The organism is Actinoplanes oryzae (genome assembly GCF_030757795.1).
In the GTDB taxonomy this organism is placed as follows: Bacteria; Actinomycetota; Actinomycetes; order Mycobacteriales; family Micromonosporaceae; genus Actinoplanes.
The window spans coordinates 58,049-74,605 of sequence record NZ_JAUQWH010000020.1 but is presented as its reverse complement, the minus strand read 5'-3'; the positions used below and the strand labels follow the sequence as shown (position 1 = coordinate 74,605).

The window sequence follows — 16,557 nt, the reverse complement described above, 5'->3', positions numbered from 1 at the left end:
TCTGCCGTTCCACCACCCGGGCCGGGTGTCGCCGCCATAACCGTAGCGAATGCCGCCCCGCCAGGCCACGACGGACAGCCCCCGGGAGGACGGAACGAGCAAGCGCCCACGGGGAACCCCCGTGGGCGCTTTGAAAAGCGGGTGGGCCTAGCGGGCCGCGGCCGCGACGGGCTTGTCGGCGGGCGCCTCGAGGTGGGGCGTGACCTCTTCGAACTCCTCGCGCGGCTCGTGCAGCTGACCCAGCGACACGACCTCGCGCTTGAGCACCGAGGCGAGGCTCCAGTCGGCCAGCACGCGCACCTTGCGGTTGAACGACGGGATGCGGCTCACGTGGTAGATGCGGTGCATCATCCACGCCGGCCAGCCCTTGAGCTTGACGCCGTAGACCTTCGCGACGCCCTTGTGCAGGCCGAGGCTGGCGACCGAGCCCGCATACTTGTGCTTGTAGTCCTTGGGCTGGGCGCCGATGACCACGGCCTTGATGTTGTCGGCGAGCACCGCCGCCTGCCGCACTGCGTGCTGCGCGCTCGGGGAGCACCAGCCGCCGGGGTTGGTCAGGTCGGGCACCTGGGCGCAGTCGCCGGCCGACCAGGCGCCGTCGAGCACCTTGCCGTCCTCGTCGGCGACCTGCAGCGTGGTCAGGCAGTTGACGTGGCCGCGCGGGCCGAGCGGCAGGTCGGTCTGCGCGAGCATCGGGGACGGCTTGACGCCGGCGGTCCACACGATGGTCTCGGAGCGGAACACCTCGCCGTCGGAGAGGTGCACCTCGCCGTCCACGCAGGACTTCATGATGGTCTCGAGGCGGATGTCGATGCCGCGCTTGCGCAGCTGACGCGCCGCGTAGGCACCCATCTGCGGGCCGACCTCGGGCAGGATCCGGTTGGCCGCCTCGACCAGGATGAAGCGGACCTCCTCCTGCTTGAGCTCGGGGTAGTACTTCAGGCCGTCGCGGACGACGTCCTCCATCTCCGCGAGCGCCTCGGCACCGGCGAAGCCGCCGCCGACGAAGAGGAACGTGAGGGAGGCCTTGCGCACCTCGGGGTCGGGCGTCACGGCCGCGACGTCGAGCCGGTCGAGCACGTGGTTGCGCAGGTAGATGGCCTCACCGATGGTCTTGAGGCCGATGCCGCGCTCGCGCAGGCCCGGGATGGGCAACGTGCGGGAGACCGAGCCCGGGGCGACCACGATGTGGTCGTAGGCGATCTCCTTGACCGGGCCGTCGATCGGCTGCACGGTGACCGTCTTGCGGGCGTGCTCGACCTTGGTGACCTCACCCGCGACGATCGTGCAGCGCTTCAGCTCGCGGCGCAGCGGCACCACCGAGTGGCGCGGCGAGATGTTGCCGGCCGCGGCCTCCGGGAGGAACGGCTGGTAGGTCATGTGCGGCTGCGGGTCGATGACGATGACCTCAGCCTTGCGCGAGTTGAGCTTCCTCGACAGGCGGAGGGCCGTGTAGAGACCGACGTGCCCTGCGCCGACGACCACGATGCGTTGCGGGTTCACGCCTGCCATTGTCGCGCTCGGCCGGTTCTGATGCCCCGTTGTGTGACCAACAACAACTTGCCGCAGTCAAGATCGACGGCGAATGGTGAACGGCCGGTCACGGACGGCGCAACAACCGGGCTATCAGCACCGTCGCGGCCACCGCCGCAGCCAGTCCGACCAGGGTCGCGACGAGAAACGCGCCCCCGGCCAGCCCGGCCGTCAGGCTCAGCACGACGACCGTCAGGACCGCGGAACCCAGCACGACCAGCCCGGCCCGGGTCAGCCACCCGGTCAGGACCGCCGGGTTCACGATCGCGTCGGCCGGCAGCACGGCCGCCAGGGCCGCCAGCGTGTGTCCGAGATAGAGCAGGGTGGCGATGGCGAGCACCCGCCACAGGGCGACGCGGGAGTCGTACCAGGTGGTGTCGGCGATCCAGCCGCCCACCACGGCGACGGCGACGACCGTGACCGAGCGGCCGCGCGGGGCGACGGCCGGCCACAGCGCCGCGAGCACGAAGGCGCCGGCATAGCGGCTGGTCACGATCGAGACGGGCCACGCGACCGTCAGCGCGCCGAAGAGGGCGACGGCAACACCGGCCCTGACGAGCAGCGGCAGGATCGTCGCGCGGGAAACGGTACGCCGCACCCGCGCGGCACGAGACGACAACCGTCCTGCCACGTCAGCGCCCCCGGGGCGCGGAGGCCAGCCGCGACACGTCCCGCAGCACCAGGTCCAGGCTGCCCGCCCCGGCCCACGCCACCACCGGTACGCCGTGCTCCCGCAACCGTCCGAGCACGTTCTCCCGTTCCATCCGCCACAACCGGGTGGCCAGCTCGGTGAACGGCCCCGAGGCCGGCGCCGCCGCACCGGCGGGCAACGTGTCGACCGCCACGGTGTAGCGCCCCGACTGCACGAGCCCGGCCAGCATGTCCGCGGCGCGCGGGTCCACGAGCGGGGTCAGCACCACGACCAGGGCGTCCGAGGAGACGTTGTGCGCGCCGAAGGTGTACTCCTCCGAGGCGGACTCCGACGAGGCGCGAACGTCCAGTAGCCACTCCAGCACGGTGAGGTACTGACGGCGGCCGGTCGCCGGGCGGAGGCGGCGCGCCGAGGAGCCGTACTCGGCAAGGGAGACCCTGTCCCCGCGTTGCAGATAGTGCTCGGCGATCGCGGCAGCCGCGCGGACCGTCGTGTCGAGCACCGACGCCTTGCCCTCGACCCCGCCGGACACCCCCGCCTCGCCGAGCACGTCGAGCAACAGCAGCACCTCGGCGTCGCGGTCGGAGAGGGTGGCGGCGACGTGCAGATCCCGCGTACGCAGGGAAACCCGCCAGTCGATGCGCCGCAGCCGGTCCCCGGGCGCGAAGGGGCGTACGCCCGCCAGCTCGCCGCCCTCCCCCGGCCGCCGCGACCGATGGTTGCCGACCAGTCCCGCGGCCGCGGGCAGCGCCTCGGTCGCGGCGAACGGCTCGGTCTCCGGATAGACGCGTACGCCCCGGGCCGGAACGACCACCGGACGGCACGCCAGCAGCCCGCCGCACGCGGCAACCCGGGCGGCGGCCGGTCCGACGTCCTGGCGGCCCCACCGCACCGCGCGCCCGGACAGGTCCACAGCGGTCCAGCCGTCGGGCTCCACGCGTACGGCGAAGGGCCGGTCGGCATCCTCCAGCCGCACCCACGGGGAGGTACGCGTGCGCAGGACCACGAGGTCGTACGGGATGACGTCGGGGTTGCCCACAGTGACGGCCGCCTGCACCTCGCCGCCCTCGACGATGTGGTCGCCGCCGGCCTCGATGGTCAGCTCGGGCGCCGAGCGTGGCATCCGCCGCAGCCCCACGGCCGCCCCGATCGCGAAGGGCGCCGCGAGCAGCACGAGATCGACCCGGCCGAGCGCCACGCCGAGCACCAGGAGCAGGCCGGTGAGCAGGACCGTACGCCCCAGCGCGCGGGTCGGCACCCAGGCCGGCGCGGACCAGCCCTCGGCGGCGACCGGCTCCGCGGGCGGCACGGAGGCCCGCAGCGTCGGGGAGTCGGTGACGGTCACTGCTCGGCGTACCCGCCCGCGTAGGTCGGCAGCGCCCCGCTGGCCGGCGCCGGCACGCTCTGCAGCACCTCCTGGACCACGAACGTCGGGTCGACCCGGCGCAGCCACATCTCCGGCCGCAGCGTGATGCGGTGGGCGAGCGCCGGGAGGGCGACGTCCTTCACGTCCTCGGGCACCACGTAGTCGCGGCCGGCCATGGCGGCCCGGGCGCGGGCGAGCAGCAGCAGGGCGAGCGAGCCGCGCGGCGACGAGCCGACCAGCGCGGAGGGGTGCTCGCGGGTGGCGGCGGCCAGCGCGACGATGTAGCGGCCGATCGAGTCCTCGACGGCCACCGACTCCAGCGCCGTCTGCATCGCCTGCAGCGTGCGCGCGTCGACGACCGGCGACAGCTGCGCCTCCTCCTGGCGGCGGAACATGCGCCGGCGCAGGACGTCCCACTCCTCGTCCTGAGTGGGGTAGCCGAACGACACGCGCAGCATGAAGCGGTCCAGCTGCGCCTCCGGCAGGGGGTACGTGCCCTCGTACTCGATCGGGTTGGCGGTGGCGAGCACGTGGAACGGCGGGTCGAGCCGGTAGGTCACGCCCTCGACCGAGACCTGCTTCTCCTGCATCGCCTCGAGCAGCGCCGCCTGGGTCTTCGGGGGCGTGCGGTTGATCTCGTCGGCGAGCAGCATGTTGGTGAAGACCGGGCCGGCCCGGAAGGCGAAGTCGCCCTTGCGCTGGTCGTAGAGGAAGGAGCCGGTCACGTCGGCCGGCAACAGGTCGGGGGTGAACTGCAGCCGCCGGAAGTCCAGCCCGAGCGCCTGCGCGAAGGACCGGGCGGTCAGCGTCTTGCCCAGCCCCGGCAGGTCCTCGAGCAGCACGTGACCGCCGGCGAGGATGCCCGCGAGCACCAGCTCCAAGGCGTCCCGCTTGCCGACCACCACGCTGCCGACCGAGTCGAGGATCGCGCCGGCCAGGCGACCCACCTCGTAGGGCGGCATCGCCTCCACGTTCGCGTCCGTCACCGATCCATCCCTCTCAGATCCTCTCCAGCGCGTCGACGTACGACGCCATCTCCCGCGGCTTCGGCAGGCGCCGCTCCGAACCGGCCAGCAGCTGCCACAGCGGCTCCCCCATGATCTCGCGCGCCCGCCGCGGATCCGACGCCCGCGTCACGCCGTGGCGCAACCGCAACCGCTCGTCGGTCAGCTCCGCGAGTGCGGGCAGGACGATACGCGAGAACCGCTCGCCGTCGTCCTTCGACCAGTCGAGTTGCCGCTCCCAGCGACGAACCGCCTGCTGGAGGGTGTCGCCGCGCTGCCCGTCCGGCGAGCCCGCGGGCGTGGACCGGCGCGGCGCCGGCGGCGGGGCCACTTGGGACACCGCCCACATCATCAGGCGCAGCGCCAGGAACGCCGTCGCCACGAGCAGCAGCGAGACCTTGATGCCGCGCGCGTGCAGCACGGCCATGGTGATCGCGGTGGCGCCGCCGACGAGCAGTACCGTCCGGACGAGCCACCCGAACCGGGAATGCCGCTTCTCCGGGTGCTCGCCACCCGGCCTGTCGTCGCCCTCTTCGGTGAAGAGCTCGTCGAGGCTCACGCGCCCACCCCCGCCCCCAGATCGGTGCGCAACCGCTCCAGCGCCCGCCGGGCCTGGCTGCGCATCTGGTCGTCGACCGTGTGGGTCGCGTAGCGAGCCTGCCGATACACGTGCGCGAACGGGTGCAGCACGGCCGCGTCGACGCGCTGCTCGGCCAGCAGCCGCGCGACGAGGTCGGTGGGGCTGTCCCCGGCATGGCGGGGCGTGCCCGCGGCCGCGGCGGCGTCCTCGAGACGGACCCAGCACGCGATCACGGCGCGGCGCGGGTCCCGATCGGAATCGGACAGCTCCTGCAGGCCGGCGTCAACTGCGGCAACCAGATCCTCCGCCGTACGGGCGTCCGAGCGCTTCTTCCCGTGCCGGCCCCCGCGTCGCACCCGCCGGCGCGCCGTGTCCCGCAGCACCGCCCAGACGATCAGCACCAGCAGCACCGCCCCGACGACGCCGAGCGCCCAGACCGCCGCCGTCCCCGCCCAGTCGGGCAGGCCCCGGGCGGCCTCGACGGGCTGGGGGGACGGCGAGGAGGCGACCGGCTCGGGCGAGGGTGGCAGCAGCGGGGCGACCTCCTCGGCGGCGGGGGGCGCGTCGGGGTTGAAGCGCTCCAGCTGCGGCGCCGACCGGGTCGCGGCCAGCCCGGCGAGCGTGAGCAGCGCGACGACGGCGGCCAGGGGCCACCAGCGGCGCAGTGCGGCGAGATCCACTTTTGTCCTTACGGGTTTGTGCCCCGCATCATGCCAGGCCCGCGACACCCTTCGCACTGCCGAAGACGTCGTCGAGCATCGTGGGCGTCAACCGGCCCGTGAACGTGTTCTGCTGCGACACGTGGTAGCTGCCCAGGAGCACCGGTGCGCCCGGCAGCGCGACCTGCGCCCCGTGGCCGAAGCGGGGGCGGGGGACGGGCGGGCGGATGCCGTACACCCGCTGGAGAACGGGCCACCACGCGGCCCAGGCGAAGGCACCCAGCGCGACGACCACCCTGAGGGTCGGCCGCAGCAGGGTGACCTCGCGGTGCAGCCAGGGCGCGCAGGTGTCGCGCTCCTCAGGCAGCGGCTTGTTGTCCGGCGGGGCGCAGCGCACGGCCGGGAACATCCGCGTGTGGAAGAGCTCCAGGCCGTCGTCGGCGCGGACGCTGGTCGGCTGGTTGGCCAGCCCGGCGCGGTGCATCGCCGCGATCAGGACGTCGCCGGAGCGGTCGCCGGTGAAGATGCGGCCGGTCCGGTTGCCACCGTGCGCCGCCGGGGCGAGGCCGAGCACGCCGATCGACGAGTCGGCCGGCCCGAAGCCCGCGATCGGCCGCCCCCAGTAGGTCTCGTCGCGGAAGGAGGCACGCTTCGTGGCCGCCACGTCCTCACGCCACGCGACGAGGCGCGGGCAGGCGAAACACTCCGCGATGTCCGCGTCGAGCACGGCGAGATCGGGCGCCGCGGCCGCGTGGGTGGCGACTTCGGCGGGCGTACGGCTGACAGCGCTCACTGCAGCGAGAAGGCGATGCCGTCGAGGATGTCGTGCTCGCTCGCCACCACGGACGTCTTCCGCGCGCGTTCCATGATGACGCGCAGGATGAGCGCCCCGGCGCCGATGACGTCCGCGCGTCCGGGGTGCATCACGGGCAGCTCGAGACGGTCGGCGACCGTCGCACCGAGCAGATCCGAGGTCACCTTCGCCACGTCGTCGGCGGAGACGCGGGCGTGGTGGATGCGCGCGGAGTCGTACTCGGGCAGGCGCAGGGCCAGCGCCGTGACCGTGGTGACCGAGCCGGCCAGGCCGACCAGGGTGGCCGTACCGTGACCGGAGACCTTGCGCAACGCGGTGTCGACGGCCTTGGTGATGTCCTGCTCCGCCGCGGCGATCTCGGCGGCGGTGGGCGGGTCGGAGTGCAGGTGCCGCTCGGTCATCCGGACGCAGCCGATGTCCATCGAGATCGCGTGCTCGACCGCCCCGGACCCGACCACGAACTCGGTCGAGCCGCCGCCGATGTCCACCACCAGGTAGGGCGGCTCGGCGTCGAGGCCGCGCACCGCGCCGGCGAAGGACAGCCGGGCCTCCTCGTCGCCGCTGATCACCTCGGGATCGATGCCCAGCACCTCGCGGACCATCGCCCGGAAGTCGGCGGCGTTGGAGGCGTCCCGCGAGGCACTCGTGGCGCACATGCGGACCCGCTCGGCGCCTGAGTCACGGATCTCCGCGGCGTAGCCCTCCAGCGCTCGCCGGGTGCGCTCGATCGCGGCGGGGGCGAGCATGCCCGTCCGGTCGACGCCCTCGCCCAGGCGCACGACCTCCATCCGGCGACTGACGTCCGTCCCGCCGTCCTTGATCAACAGGCGGATCGAGTTCGTCCCGCAGTCGATGGCCGCGACGCGCACAGGGCACTCCTTAGAGATGCAGCAACATCCTGGTGTTGCCGAGCGTATTGGGCTTCACGCGCTCGAGGTCGAGGAACTCGGCGACACCCTCGTCGTACGAGCGGAGCAGCTGCTCGTAGACGGCGTGCGGCACCGGCGCGCCGTCGATCTCGGCGAACCCGAACGAGCCGAAGAACTTGGTCTCGAACGTGAGGCAGAAGACCCGGGCGACGCCGAGCTCGCGGGCGACGTCGAGCAGCGCCTGCACGATCTGGTGGCCGATCTTCCGGCCACGGCAGGACGGGTCGACGGCGACCGTGCGGATCTCCGCCAGGTCCTCCCACATCACGTGCAGCGCCCCGCACCCGACGACACGCTGCGACTCCGGCTCGACCGCGACCCAGAACTCCTGCACCGCCTCGTAGAGCGTCACGGTCGCCTTGCTCAAGAGCCTGCGATCCGCCGTGTACGTGTCCACGAGCGCGCGGATCCCGCGGACGTCCGAGGTCCGGGCGCGCCGGATCGTGACCGCGGGTTTGCCCTCCCCCGGCCGGCTCACGGGTGTTCCGTCCGCTGTCGTCACGCTTCCCTCGGCAGCGACACGCACGGGCCGTCCTCCCACCACGGCTCGATCGCCGCGCGGACCTCGTCGCCGAACGGGTTGACGCCGGGGCCGGCCGCGAGCGCGTGGCCGAGCTGCACGTGCAGGCACTTCACCCGATCGGGCATGCCGCCGGCGGAGATCTTGGCGATCTCGGGGACGTGGCCGAGCGCCTCGCGGCGGGCCAGATAGTCCTCGTGCGCTGCGCGGTAACGCTGAGCCAGCTCGGGATCGGTGCTCAGCCGCTCCTGCATCTCCCGCATGACGCCCGCCGACTCGAGCCGGCTGCACGCGGCCGTCGCCCGCGGGCAGGTCAGATAGAACGTGGTCGGGAACGGCGTGCCGTCGTCCAGCCGCGGCTCGGTCTCGACGACGTCCGGGTTGCCGCACGGACAGCGGTGCGCCACGGCGTGGGTGCCGCGGGGACGGCGGCCGAGCTGCTCGGCGACGATGTCGAGATCTTTCTCGGACGGGGTCGTCATCTCGTTAACTGGAGTCTCATTCCTCGTTCGCTGCCGCCACACTGCCCCACAGTGTGTCGTACCACCGGCCGGGATCGGCGGCCGCGGTCGTGCCGCCGGCGTCGCGGGCGGCCTCGGCGTCGTTGCGATAGACAAGCAGGGGGATCTCGCCGGGCCGCACATACTGCAGCCGCTCACGCGCCTGGATCGCGATGTACTTCGGGTCGTTCCACTTCTCCGCCTCCTCCTCCAGGCCCTGGATCGTCGCCTGCTGCGCGGCCTGGTCGGCCTGCATCTGGGCGATCTGGGACTCCTGGGCGAGGTAGACGCGCACCGGATAGGTGTAGGCCAGGGCGAGCGCGATCAGCACGGCCACGAGGACCGCCGCCCGGCCGGTGAAGGTCTTGGGGCGGGTGGCCACCGTGCGCTTGGTCGCCCCGGCCGCCGCGGCCCGGCGCGCCGCCGCCGGACGGCTGCCCGACCTGCTGATGCTGCCGGTGGTGCGGGTCGCCGGATTACGGCGCGGCTCGATGCGGGTCGCGGCCGTGTCGCGGCTGCGCCCCTGGCCCGTGCGCGCGGAGCGCACGCCCGGTCGCCCCGCGTAACCCGTGGGGCGGCGCGTCGGCCCCTGCCCACTCGGACTGCGGCGCTGCGTCATCGGTTGCCCTCCCCCCGGCACGCGCGACCATGGAGCTGCGGCACCTGCTCCCCGAGGACACTATGCCCCCGAAACGCGGCGCCACAACTCCATGATCTCGTGACAGAGCGTTACGCGGTGCGGTAACGGGGGAATGCCCCCGCCCCGGCGTAGCGCGCGGCCTCGCCCAGCTCCTCCTCGATGCGCAGGAGCTGGTTGTACTTCGCGACGCGGTCCGAGCGGGCCGGAGCGCCGGTCTTGATCTGACCGCTGCCCACGGCAACCGCCAGGTCGGAGATGGTGACGTCCTCGGTCTCGCCGGACCGGTGGCTCATCATCGTCTTGAAGCCGGCCCGGTGCGCCAGGTCCACGGCGTCCAGCGTCTCGGTGAGCGAGCCGATCTGGTTGACCTTGACGAGCACCGCGTTGGCGGCGCCCTCGGCGATGCCCCGGCCGATGCGAGTGGGGTTCGTCACGAAGAGGTCGTCGCCCACGATCTGGAGCTTGCCACCGAGCTGCGTGGTCATCGCGCTCCAGCCGGCCCAGTCCTCCTCGGCCAGCGGGTCCTCGATCGAGACGATCGGGTACGTCTCGGCCAGCTTCGCGTAGTAGTTGATCATCTCGTCGGTGGACTTCGGCGCGCCCTCGAAGACGTACGAGCCGTCCTTGAAGAACTCGGTCGCCGCGACGTCCATGGCCAGCACGATGTCCGTGCCCAGGGTGAAGCCGGCGGCCTGCACGGCCTCGGCGATCAGGTCCAGCGCGGCGGCGTTGGTCGGCAGGTTCGGCGCGAAGCCGCCCTCGTCGCCCAGGCCGGTCGACAGGCCCTTCTTCTTCAGCACGCTCTTGAGCGCGTGGTAGACCTCGGCACCCGTGCGCAGCGCTTCCCGGAAGGTCGGCGCGCCGATCGGGGCGATCATGAACTCCTGCACGTCGACGTTCGAGTCGGCGTGCGCGCCACCGTTGAGGATGTTCATCATCGGCACCGGCAGCACGTGCGCGTTGGGCCCGCCCACGTAGCGGAAGAGCGGCAGCTCGGCGCTCTGCGCGGCGGCCTTCGCCACGGCCAGCGACACGCCGAGGATGGCGTTGGCGCCCAGCTCCGACTTGTCGGAGGTGCCGTCCAGGTCGAGCATCTTCTCGTCGATCAGGCGCTGCTCACTCGCCTCGTAGCCGATCAGCTCGTCGGCGATCTTGTCCTCGACGTTGCTGACCGCCTTCTCGACGCCCTTGCCGAGGTAGCGGCCCTTGTCACCGTCCCGGAGCTCGATCGCCTCGAACGCGCCGGTGGAGGCGCCCGACGGCACGGCCGCGCGGCCGATGGTGCCGTCGTCCAGGCCGACCTCGACCTCGACGGTCGGATTGCCCCGCGAGTCGAGAATCTCCCGGGCGACGATCGCTTCAATGGTGGCCATCTGTCGTATCGCTCCTTGTGTTCGAGACGATGATTCCCCGGACCGCGACCCTGCGGCCGACGACGCCCCTGAGCGTAGTCACCTGCGATGTACGCCGTGGCAGCGGCCGGTGAACTCACGCTCCGGTGCGGTTGTTCCCGCCGTCTTTCTCCCCTCCCCCGCTGCCCGCGCATGGTCGTCGCCGGCGCTGCCTTCCGCTTCGCCGGCGTTGCTTTTCGCTTCGTCGGCGTTGCCTTTCGCTTCGGTCAAGAAAAGCTCATCGGGCTCAGCTACCCAGGTGCAACGACGATGGCCCGGTTGCTATGACCACTACCGCGCACCTTCCCGATGCCGGCTCGTACGTCGAGATGACCGCCTCCGACGAGCAGGCCGCCCGTGTCCGCATCGTCCACGCCGAAGGCGCGGGCCTGACTCTCTCGGCGCCGCTGGCGGCCGTGCCCCCGGTGGGCTCGTCCGTCACGCTGCGCTGGTCCGCCGCCCCGCGCGGCCGCTACGCCCTCCCCTGCGCCGTCGTCGAGACGGAGGAGAACCGCGTCGAGCTGCGCACGGACGGCGAAGCCCTCATCGAGCAGCAGCGCCACTTCGTCCGCGGCGGCGGCGGCGAGCAGATCGTCATGCGCCGGGCCGGGCAGGCCGACGCGTACGGCTGGATCCGCGACATCAGCGAGCACAGCGCCCGCGCCCACTTCGAGGGCATCGCCGTCGCCGAGGGCGAGGAGCTCGAACTCGGCATCCAGCTCGGCGACGAGGCCGTCGAAATGCCGGCCATGGTGTCGCGGGTCGCCTCGATGCCGCAGCAGGTGCCGCCGGGGCCGCTCTCCGTGGAGATGGTGGCCATCTTCGCGGCCGACGAGAGCCAGGCCCGCATCATCCGGCGCTATGTGATGAAGCTGCAGCTGCTCAGCCGTACGCGGGCTTGACATCGGCGCCGCTCCCGGGCGGCCCGGTCCTCGGTCGCGGCCGCCCTCGATCCCGGCCGGCCCTCGATCCCGGCCGGCCCTCGATCCCGGCCGGCCCTCGATCCCGGCCAGCTCTCGATCCCGGCCGGCGCTCGGTCGGGACCGTGTCCCGGACCGCGTCGACGTCGCTTCCGGGCTTGGCCGGCGAAGTGGGGTGCCCGCCCGGACGGCCCCGACCGCGCTTCCCGGCTTGGCCGGCGAGGCGCGGTGCCGGTCCGGACGGCGCCGGCGGATCTCGTTTGCGTGAGGTTGCGGGCATGGGCCAAGGTGTGGTCGTGCCCTCCGCCAGCCTCCGCCTGATCGCCGTAGCCGTCGGTCTCCTCGTCGTCACGACGGGTTGCTCCGAGCTCGACGAACCGGCGGCCGCGGGCCTCACGCGCAGTGACCTCATGACCGACCTCGCCGGTCAGCTGGCGGGCTCGGCGGCCCGCACCTACGAGGCGACCTACCAGCTGGCCGGCGGCGGCACGGCGACCGTGACTCAGGCGCAGGAGCCGGCCCGCACGATGTACGTCTATCCGGCCGGGCAGGCCCTCGTCACCGCCGACACCGTGACCGAGTGCCGCACCCGCGCCCGCCCCACGACGTGCTCGATCACGACGACCTCGACCGGGACGCCGCCGTCCTCCCCCACGCCGCCCCCTTCCGGCCCTGCCCCGTCCGCGCCGGCCCCTTCCGCCGCCGACCTGTCCGCTTCGGGCGCTTCCGGCGCTCCGGCGACTCCCGGCGTTTCGGGTGCTTCCGGCGTTCCGTCTTCTCTCGGCTTTTCGGGTGCTTCCGGCGTCCCGGCTTCCCTCGGGGCTCCGGCGACTTCCGTGGTTCCCGCGGCTTCGGCTGCGGCGGCTCAGCGGGCGGCGCAGGCGCAGCGGGTGCCGGCGGCCGAGGCGGCGGGCCTGATCACCACGGGCACGGTGCAGCTGCTGCTGACCCGGGCGGGCCTGGAGTCGGACGTCCAGATCACCCAGCACGACACCACGATCGCCGGCCGGCACGCCACCTGTGTCGAGCTGACCGGCCTCGAGCTCACCGCGGCCGGCGTGGCCCAGGAAGCAGTCCCGCCCGCCACCACCGGCGCCGCCCCGCGCAACGCGACCGCCACCGACGGATACGAGGCCTGCGTCACCAACGAAGGCGTCCTCGGCAGCTTCCGCGGCGTCGTCGGCGGCACCGAGATCGAGATCGCGATGACCCACTACGCCGAACACCTCTCCGCCGGCGCCTTCGACCTGCCCGCCAACGCCACCATCACCGACCACCGCCCCGGCGCCTGACCCAGCCTCACCCGAGCACGAGGGCCGCCCCACCCGAACGCCGCCCCCGCACGAGCTCCGCCCACCCGAGCGCGCCGCCCCACCCCAGCGCGCACATGCAACGACCGCCATCGGACGTCCTTCCCGCGCGAGCGGCACACGCGGCCCGCCGAGAGCGACACCCCGCAAACCGGACGCCGCGCAGCAAACCGGCCCGGACGCCGCGCAGCGAACTAACCGCGAGGACACGCAGCGAACAGCCGGGGCGACACGCAGCAAATGAACCGGCCCCCGCGCAGCGGAACCGGGGCGATGACGGACTCAGACGCCCAGCAGGAAGCTCAGGTGGCGGGGCGGCGGCGAGCCGTGCGCCAGCATCGCGTCGTGCCAGGCCTTCGGGGTCGCGCCGAACGGGCGGGCCGCCGCGATGGCCGCCATCTCGGTGTAGCCGACGAAGTAGGTCGAGAGCTGCGTCGACGTCAGCAGCGCGCGGCGCCACTTGCCCGCGGCCTCGCCCTCCTCCTGGAAGCCGGTGCCGGTCATCAGCATCATGGCCTCCTCCTCGGTCAGGTCGTCGCAGTGGACGAGCTGGTCGAGGACGGCGTTGATGCTCATCCGCAGCTGCATCTTGAGCTGCTGGAGGCGCACGGGCAGCCCGCCGAAGCCCAGCCCGGCCATCAGCTCCTCCGCATAGACGGCCCAGCCCTCGACGAACGGGCCCGACCAGCCCAGCGAGCGCACCCGGCTGGCGGCCCGGAAGCGCCGCGCGTGGGCGAGCTGCAGGAAGTGACCCGGCATCGCCTCGTGGACGGTGAGGTTGCGGATCATGTGGTCGTTGTATTCACGGTAGAACGACTCGACGCGCGTGGCGGGCCAGTCCGCCGGGGGCGGCGCGATGCAGTAGAACGTCGGCAGGTCGGCCGTCTCCAGCGGGCCGGGCGGATCGCAGTAGGCGACGGCGACGCCGCGGGCGAACTCCGGCATCTCCTCGATGACGCAGGGGTCGTCGACGAGCGTCATCAGGTCGTGCTTGCGGACGAACCCGGTCGCCTCGCCCATCGTGACCCGGGCCAGGTCGACGATCGTGGCGTCGTCGGGGTGCTCGGCGGCCAGGGTGGCGAGGGCGCGGCGGACCGTCTCGTCGGTCGCCGGGCCGCCGGTCAGCTCGGCGGCGGCCTCCCGGAGCTGGGCGCCGGCCTCCTCGATGTTGCGCCGGGCGCGGCTGAGCACCTCGGCGGCCGGCAGCTCGGTGTCGAGCGTGTGCCAGAGGCGTGCCTCCCACAGGCGCCGGCCCAGGCGGGGATCGCGGCCGGGCTCGCCGCTCTCCAGCCGGGCCGTGAGCCAGCCCTCGAACTCGCTCAGCGCGGCCAGCGCCGGCTTGACGTCGGGGGCGGGGGCGGCGGCCTCGTCGGCGAGGGCGGGCACCCGGTCGCGGATCAGCGCGGCGGCGCCCCGGAACTGGTCGCGGGCCACCTCGGCGTGCAGGCGCGGCACATCGCGCAGCACCGCGCGGGCCGTGGCCAGCGCGTCGGGGATGGCGGCGAGCCGGCCGGCGAGACTGGCCAGCCGCTCCTCGGCGGGCGCGAACGGGCGGGACAGCAGCGTGTGCAGCAGCGGCCCGGGATTGTGCTCGAGCGGGTTCCACTCGTGCTCGCGGACGTCGGTCAGCTCGAAGATGTCCCGCTCGACCAGCGCCGACAGGATCGCGTGGTCGACCTGGTCCTGCTGGTCGAACGCGTCGGGGTCGATGCCGGCGAGCGCGTCGGCGGCGTCGCGCAGCATGGTCACCCGCTCGGCGACCGCGCCCGCGGACAGGTCGGGCAGCCGGTCGTCGTGGCGGTGGTCGCCGGCTGCCGACGCGCGACCCGGATCACTCTCCAGGATGGCGTCGACGATGCGCTCTGCGAGGGGCACGAACTCCGGCATGGAGCGAAATCTACTCGCCGGGTCCGACACTTTCCGCGTCGCGCACGTCATCGGCGTATTGCAGGGCGGCCGCCCGCAGCGCGGCCTCGGCGTCCTCCGGGGCGGCCCGCGCGACGAGCCGCAGCAGCTCGGCGCCGAGGCCGTCGCCGGCCGGCAACGGTACGGTCAGACCGGCGCGCGACGCCCGCTGCAGGATCTTCGCCGCGAGGGCGAGGGCCGGCTGCGAGAGCGCGATGCCCTCCAGGACCGAGGTGCGCGCCTTCTCCTCGCGCTTGATCCGCTCCCAGTTGTCGATGATCTGCTCGACGCCGTCGACCGCCTCGCCCGCGAAGACGTGCGGGTTGCGCCGGACCATCTTCTCGACCATGCCGCCGGCGACGTCGTCGACGGTCCAGCGCTGGTCCTCCGGCAGCTCCTCGGCCAGCCGGGAGTGCAGCACGACCTGCAGCAGCACGTCACCCAGCTCCTCGCGCAGCGCATCGAGGTCGCCGTCGACCATCGCGTCGTACGCCTCGTAGCTCTCCTCGATGAGGTACTTGGCGAGCGTCTGGTGTGTCTGCTGCCGCTTCCACGGGTCGCCGCCGGGCGAGACGAGCCGGTCGATCACCGCGACCGCGTCGAGCAGCCGGGCGCCGGGCGGATCCCACGACCCGTAGAAGAGCTCCAGCTCCGCCAGCCCGGGCTCCCGGGCCAGCCGCATCCCGAGCCGCCGGGCGAAGTCCTCGTCACCGGACGCACCGGCGAGCCAGACCACGGTGGCGTGCTGGCCCAGCAGCGCCACGAGCCGCTCAGGATCAAAATCGACGACTTCGACGCGTACGCCCGCAGCGCGCAGCGCATCCGTCTGGTCGCTCTCCGCGGCGGCGAGCACGGGCCACTGCCGGACCAGGTCCCACGCCTGGGCGGTGAGCAGCCTGGCCGGCACGCGCGGCGAGGTGACCAGCAGAACGATGCGCGCGGACGGATCCATCAGGCGACAGTAGTCACCGCGGAGACATCCGTGACGTACGGGTCCTCGTCGCTCGCCCCGGTGAACGTGGCCACGACCAGCGGCACCTCGCCCCCGCTCTGCGTGGAGGCGGAGAGCAGCGTCACCTGCTGGTCGCCGTACCGCGGGTTGAGCTTGACCTTCTGGTCGGTGGCGATCTGCTGCAGCTCGTTGCGCAGCGACACGTACGTCTGGAGCAGCTTCTTGTTCTCGTCGCTGAGCGTGCTCTTGAACTGGTCGAACGTGGTGCCCGGGTCGGCCGCGCCGCCCGTGGTCAGCCGCTGGTAGACGTCGCGGAGATCGTCGTCGCTCAGCGTCGCCGGGCTGACGGCGGGCTGCAGGGCGGCCCGCAGACGGTACGTCTCGGTGTACAGCTGCGTGTACTCCCACTGCGGCGAGTAGCTGCGCGCCTGCGCCACCTGGTCGACGGTCGGCTCGGCGGCGGCCTGCACCCCGTGCGCCTGCGCGGCCCGGCGCAGCACGTCGAGGCTCAGCAGCGTGTTGAGCACGTCCTGCCGCTTGATCGGCACGGTCACCGGCGTGATCGGCTCGGCCGAGGCGCCGTTGGCCTCGCCCGCCGCCCGGGCCTGCTCCTGCGCGGTGGTCAGTTCGTCCCGGACCTGGTCGTAGATCTTCTCGACCCGGTCCTCCGTGATGGTCCCCCCGCCCACATAGGCGGCCACATCGGGCGACTGCTGACACCCGGCCAGCCCGGCGGCGGCGAGAGCGGCGGCAACGGCGGTGGAGACGAGTCGGCGAGCACGCGGCATGGTCATGACTCTCTCACGCCACGTGTCCACTGTCTGCACCCGGGTGTGATCTACGTCGCTGAGTTTCTTCCGCGAAGAGAGCCCGGCTTAGTAC

Annotated in this window: 18 protein-coding genes; 3 read left to right on the top strand and 15 right to left on the bottom strand. The window is 72.9% G+C overall.

What is annotated here, in order from left to right; translation table 11 throughout:
• Nucleotides 1-147: 147 nt before the first annotated feature.
• The 12 genes from RBH18_RS10000 to eno form a co-directional block, all read right to left on the bottom strand.
• Entirely contained in the window at nt 148-1,503 is a 1,356-nt protein-coding gene (locus RBH18_RS10000) for an NAD(P)/FAD-dependent oxidoreductase (protein ID WP_306206052.1), read from the bottom strand.
• Between the two features lie 97 nt (nt 1,504-1,600).
• On the bottom strand, nt 1,601-2,164 hold the full coding sequence (locus RBH18_RS09995) for a hypothetical protein (protein WP_306206051.1): 564 nt from the start codon (nt 2,162-2,164) through the stop codon (nt 1,601-1,603).
• A gap of 1 nt (nt 2,165) precedes the next feature.
• Nucleotides 2,166-3,506 (bottom strand): DUF58 domain-containing protein, encoded by a 1,341-nt coding sequence (locus tag RBH18_RS09990; protein WP_372338893.1) that lies wholly within the window; start codon nt 3,504-3,506, stop codon nt 2,166-2,168.
• A gap of 20 nt (nt 3,507-3,526) precedes the next feature.
• The gene (locus RBH18_RS09985; protein WP_306206059.1) at nt 3,527-4,513 is read right to left on the bottom strand and encodes an AAA family ATPase; all 987 of its coding nucleotides are present in this window, start codon (nt 4,511-4,513) and stop codon (nt 3,527-3,529) included.
• Between the two features lie 37 nt (nt 4,514-4,550).
• Complete coding sequence (locus RBH18_RS09980) at nt 4,551-5,114, bottom strand: hypothetical protein (protein ID WP_306206049.1); 564 nt, start codon at nt 5,112-5,114, stop codon at nt 4,551-4,553.
• Complete coding sequence (locus RBH18_RS09975; RefSeq protein ID WP_306206047.1) at nt 5,111-5,815, bottom strand: DUF4129 domain-containing protein; 705 nt, start codon at nt 5,813-5,815, stop codon at nt 5,111-5,113. The genes RBH18_RS09980 and RBH18_RS09975 overlap by 4 nt, the downstream gene beginning before the upstream one ends.
• A 28-nt stretch (nt 5,816-5,843) precedes the next feature.
• Complete coding sequence (locus tag RBH18_RS09970) at nt 5,844-6,587, bottom strand: uracil-DNA glycosylase (protein ID WP_306206045.1); 744 nt, start codon at nt 6,585-6,587, stop codon at nt 5,844-5,846.
• Nucleotides 6,584-7,477, bottom strand: coding sequence for a Ppx/GppA phosphatase family protein (locus RBH18_RS09965; protein WP_306206043.1), 894 nt, complete (start codon nt 7,475-7,477; stop codon nt 6,584-6,586). Before RBH18_RS09965 ends, RBH18_RS09970 begins: the two co-directional genes overlap by 4 nt.
• 10 nt (nt 7,478-7,487) lie before the next feature.
• Nucleotides 7,488-8,015 (bottom strand): amino-acid N-acetyltransferase, encoded by a 528-nt coding sequence (locus tag RBH18_RS09960; RefSeq protein ID WP_306206041.1) that lies wholly within the window; start codon nt 8,013-8,015, stop codon nt 7,488-7,490.
• 20 nt (nt 8,016-8,035) lie between these two features.
• Nucleotides 8,036-8,539, bottom strand: a complete 504-nt coding sequence (locus RBH18_RS09955; protein ID WP_306206039.1) for a DUF501 domain-containing protein — start codon at nt 8,537-8,539, stop codon at nt 8,036-8,038.
• Between the two features lie 16 nt (nt 8,540-8,555).
• The gene (locus RBH18_RS09950) at nt 8,556-9,176 is read right to left on the bottom strand and encodes an FtsB family cell division protein (RefSeq protein ID WP_306206037.1); all 621 of its coding nucleotides are present in this window, start codon (nt 9,174-9,176) and stop codon (nt 8,556-8,558) included.
• 110 nt (nt 9,177-9,286) lie between these two features.
• Complete coding sequence (gene eno, locus RBH18_RS09945) at nt 9,287-10,570, bottom strand: phosphopyruvate hydratase (protein WP_306206035.1); 1,284 nt, start codon at nt 10,568-10,570, stop codon at nt 9,287-9,289.
• A gap of 171 nt (nt 10,571-10,741) precedes the next feature.
• On the opposite strand from eno, the gene RBH18_RS09940 reads away from it, so the two are divergent.
• The 3 genes from RBH18_RS09940 to RBH18_RS09930 all read left to right on the top strand — a co-directional run bounded on the left by RBH18_RS09940 (nt 10,742) and on the right by RBH18_RS09930 (nt 12,800).
• Entirely contained in the window at nt 10,742-10,876 is a 135-nt protein-coding gene (locus RBH18_RS09940) for a hypothetical protein (RefSeq protein WP_306206033.1), read from the top strand.
• Nucleotides 10,873-11,490, top strand: coding sequence for a hypothetical protein (locus tag RBH18_RS09935; protein ID WP_306206031.1), 618 nt, complete (start codon nt 10,873-10,875; stop codon nt 11,488-11,490). The genes RBH18_RS09940 and RBH18_RS09935 overlap by 4 nt, the downstream gene beginning before the upstream one ends.
• A 314-nt stretch (nt 11,491-11,804) precedes the next feature.
• On the top strand, nt 11,805-12,800 hold the full coding sequence (locus RBH18_RS09930; protein ID WP_306206029.1) for a hypothetical protein: 996 nt from the start codon (nt 11,805-11,807) through the stop codon (nt 12,798-12,800).
• Nucleotides 12,801-13,100: 300 nt separating this feature from the next.
• On the opposite strand, the gene RBH18_RS09925 is transcribed toward RBH18_RS09930, so the two are convergent.
• The 3 genes from RBH18_RS09925 to RBH18_RS09915 are packed head-to-tail and all read right to left on the bottom strand — an operon-like array spanning nt 13,101 to nt 16,463.
• Nucleotides 13,101-14,705 (bottom strand): DUF885 domain-containing protein, encoded by a 1,605-nt coding sequence (locus RBH18_RS09925; protein WP_306206028.1) that lies wholly within the window; start codon nt 14,703-14,705, stop codon nt 13,101-13,103.
• Nucleotides 14,706-14,715: 10 nt separating this feature from the next.
• The gene (locus tag RBH18_RS09920; protein ID WP_306206026.1) at nt 14,716-15,675 is read right to left on the bottom strand and encodes a MazG family protein; all 960 of its coding nucleotides are present in this window, start codon (nt 15,673-15,675) and stop codon (nt 14,716-14,718) included.
• Entirely contained in the window at nt 15,675-16,463 is a 789-nt protein-coding gene (locus RBH18_RS09915) for a hypothetical protein (RefSeq protein ID WP_306206024.1), read from the bottom strand. The genes RBH18_RS09920 and RBH18_RS09915 overlap by 1 nt, the downstream gene beginning before the upstream one ends.
• Nucleotides 16,464-16,557: the final 94 nt, after the last annotated feature.

Coding starts and splice junctions, on each gene's coding strand:
- RBH18_RS09920 (WP_306206026.1), bottom strand. CDS start 15,675: ATGGATCCGTCCGCGCGCATCGTTCTGCTGGTCACCTCGCCGCGCGTG.
- RBH18_RS09950 (WP_306206037.1), bottom strand. CDS start 9,176: ATGACGCAGCGCCGCAGTCCGAGTGGGCAGGGGCCGACGCGCCGCCCC.
- RBH18_RS09985 (WP_306206059.1), bottom strand. CDS start 4,513: ATGCCGCCCTACGAGGTGGGTCGCCTGGCCGGCGCGATCCTCGACTCG.
- RBH18_RS09915 (WP_306206024.1), bottom strand. CDS start 16,463: ATGCCGCGTGCTCGCCGACTCGTCTCCACCGCCGTTGCCGCCGCTCTC.
- RBH18_RS09940 (WP_306206033.1), top strand. CDS start 10,742: ATGGTCGTCGCCGGCGCTGCCTTCCGCTTCGCCGGCGTTGCTTTTCGC.
- RBH18_RS09955 (WP_306206039.1), bottom strand. CDS start 8,539: ATGACGACCCCGTCCGAGAAAGATCTCGACATCGTCGCCGAGCAGCTC.
- RBH18_RS09935 (WP_306206031.1), top strand. CDS start 10,873: ATGACCACTACCGCGCACCTTCCCGATGCCGGCTCGTACGTCGAGATG.
- eno (WP_306206035.1), bottom strand. CDS start 10,570: ATGGCCACCATTGAAGCGATCGTCGCCCGGGAGATTCTCGACTCGCGG.
- RBH18_RS09925 (WP_306206028.1), bottom strand. CDS start 14,705: ATGCCGGAGTTCGTGCCCCTCGCAGAGCGCATCGTCGACGCCATCCTG.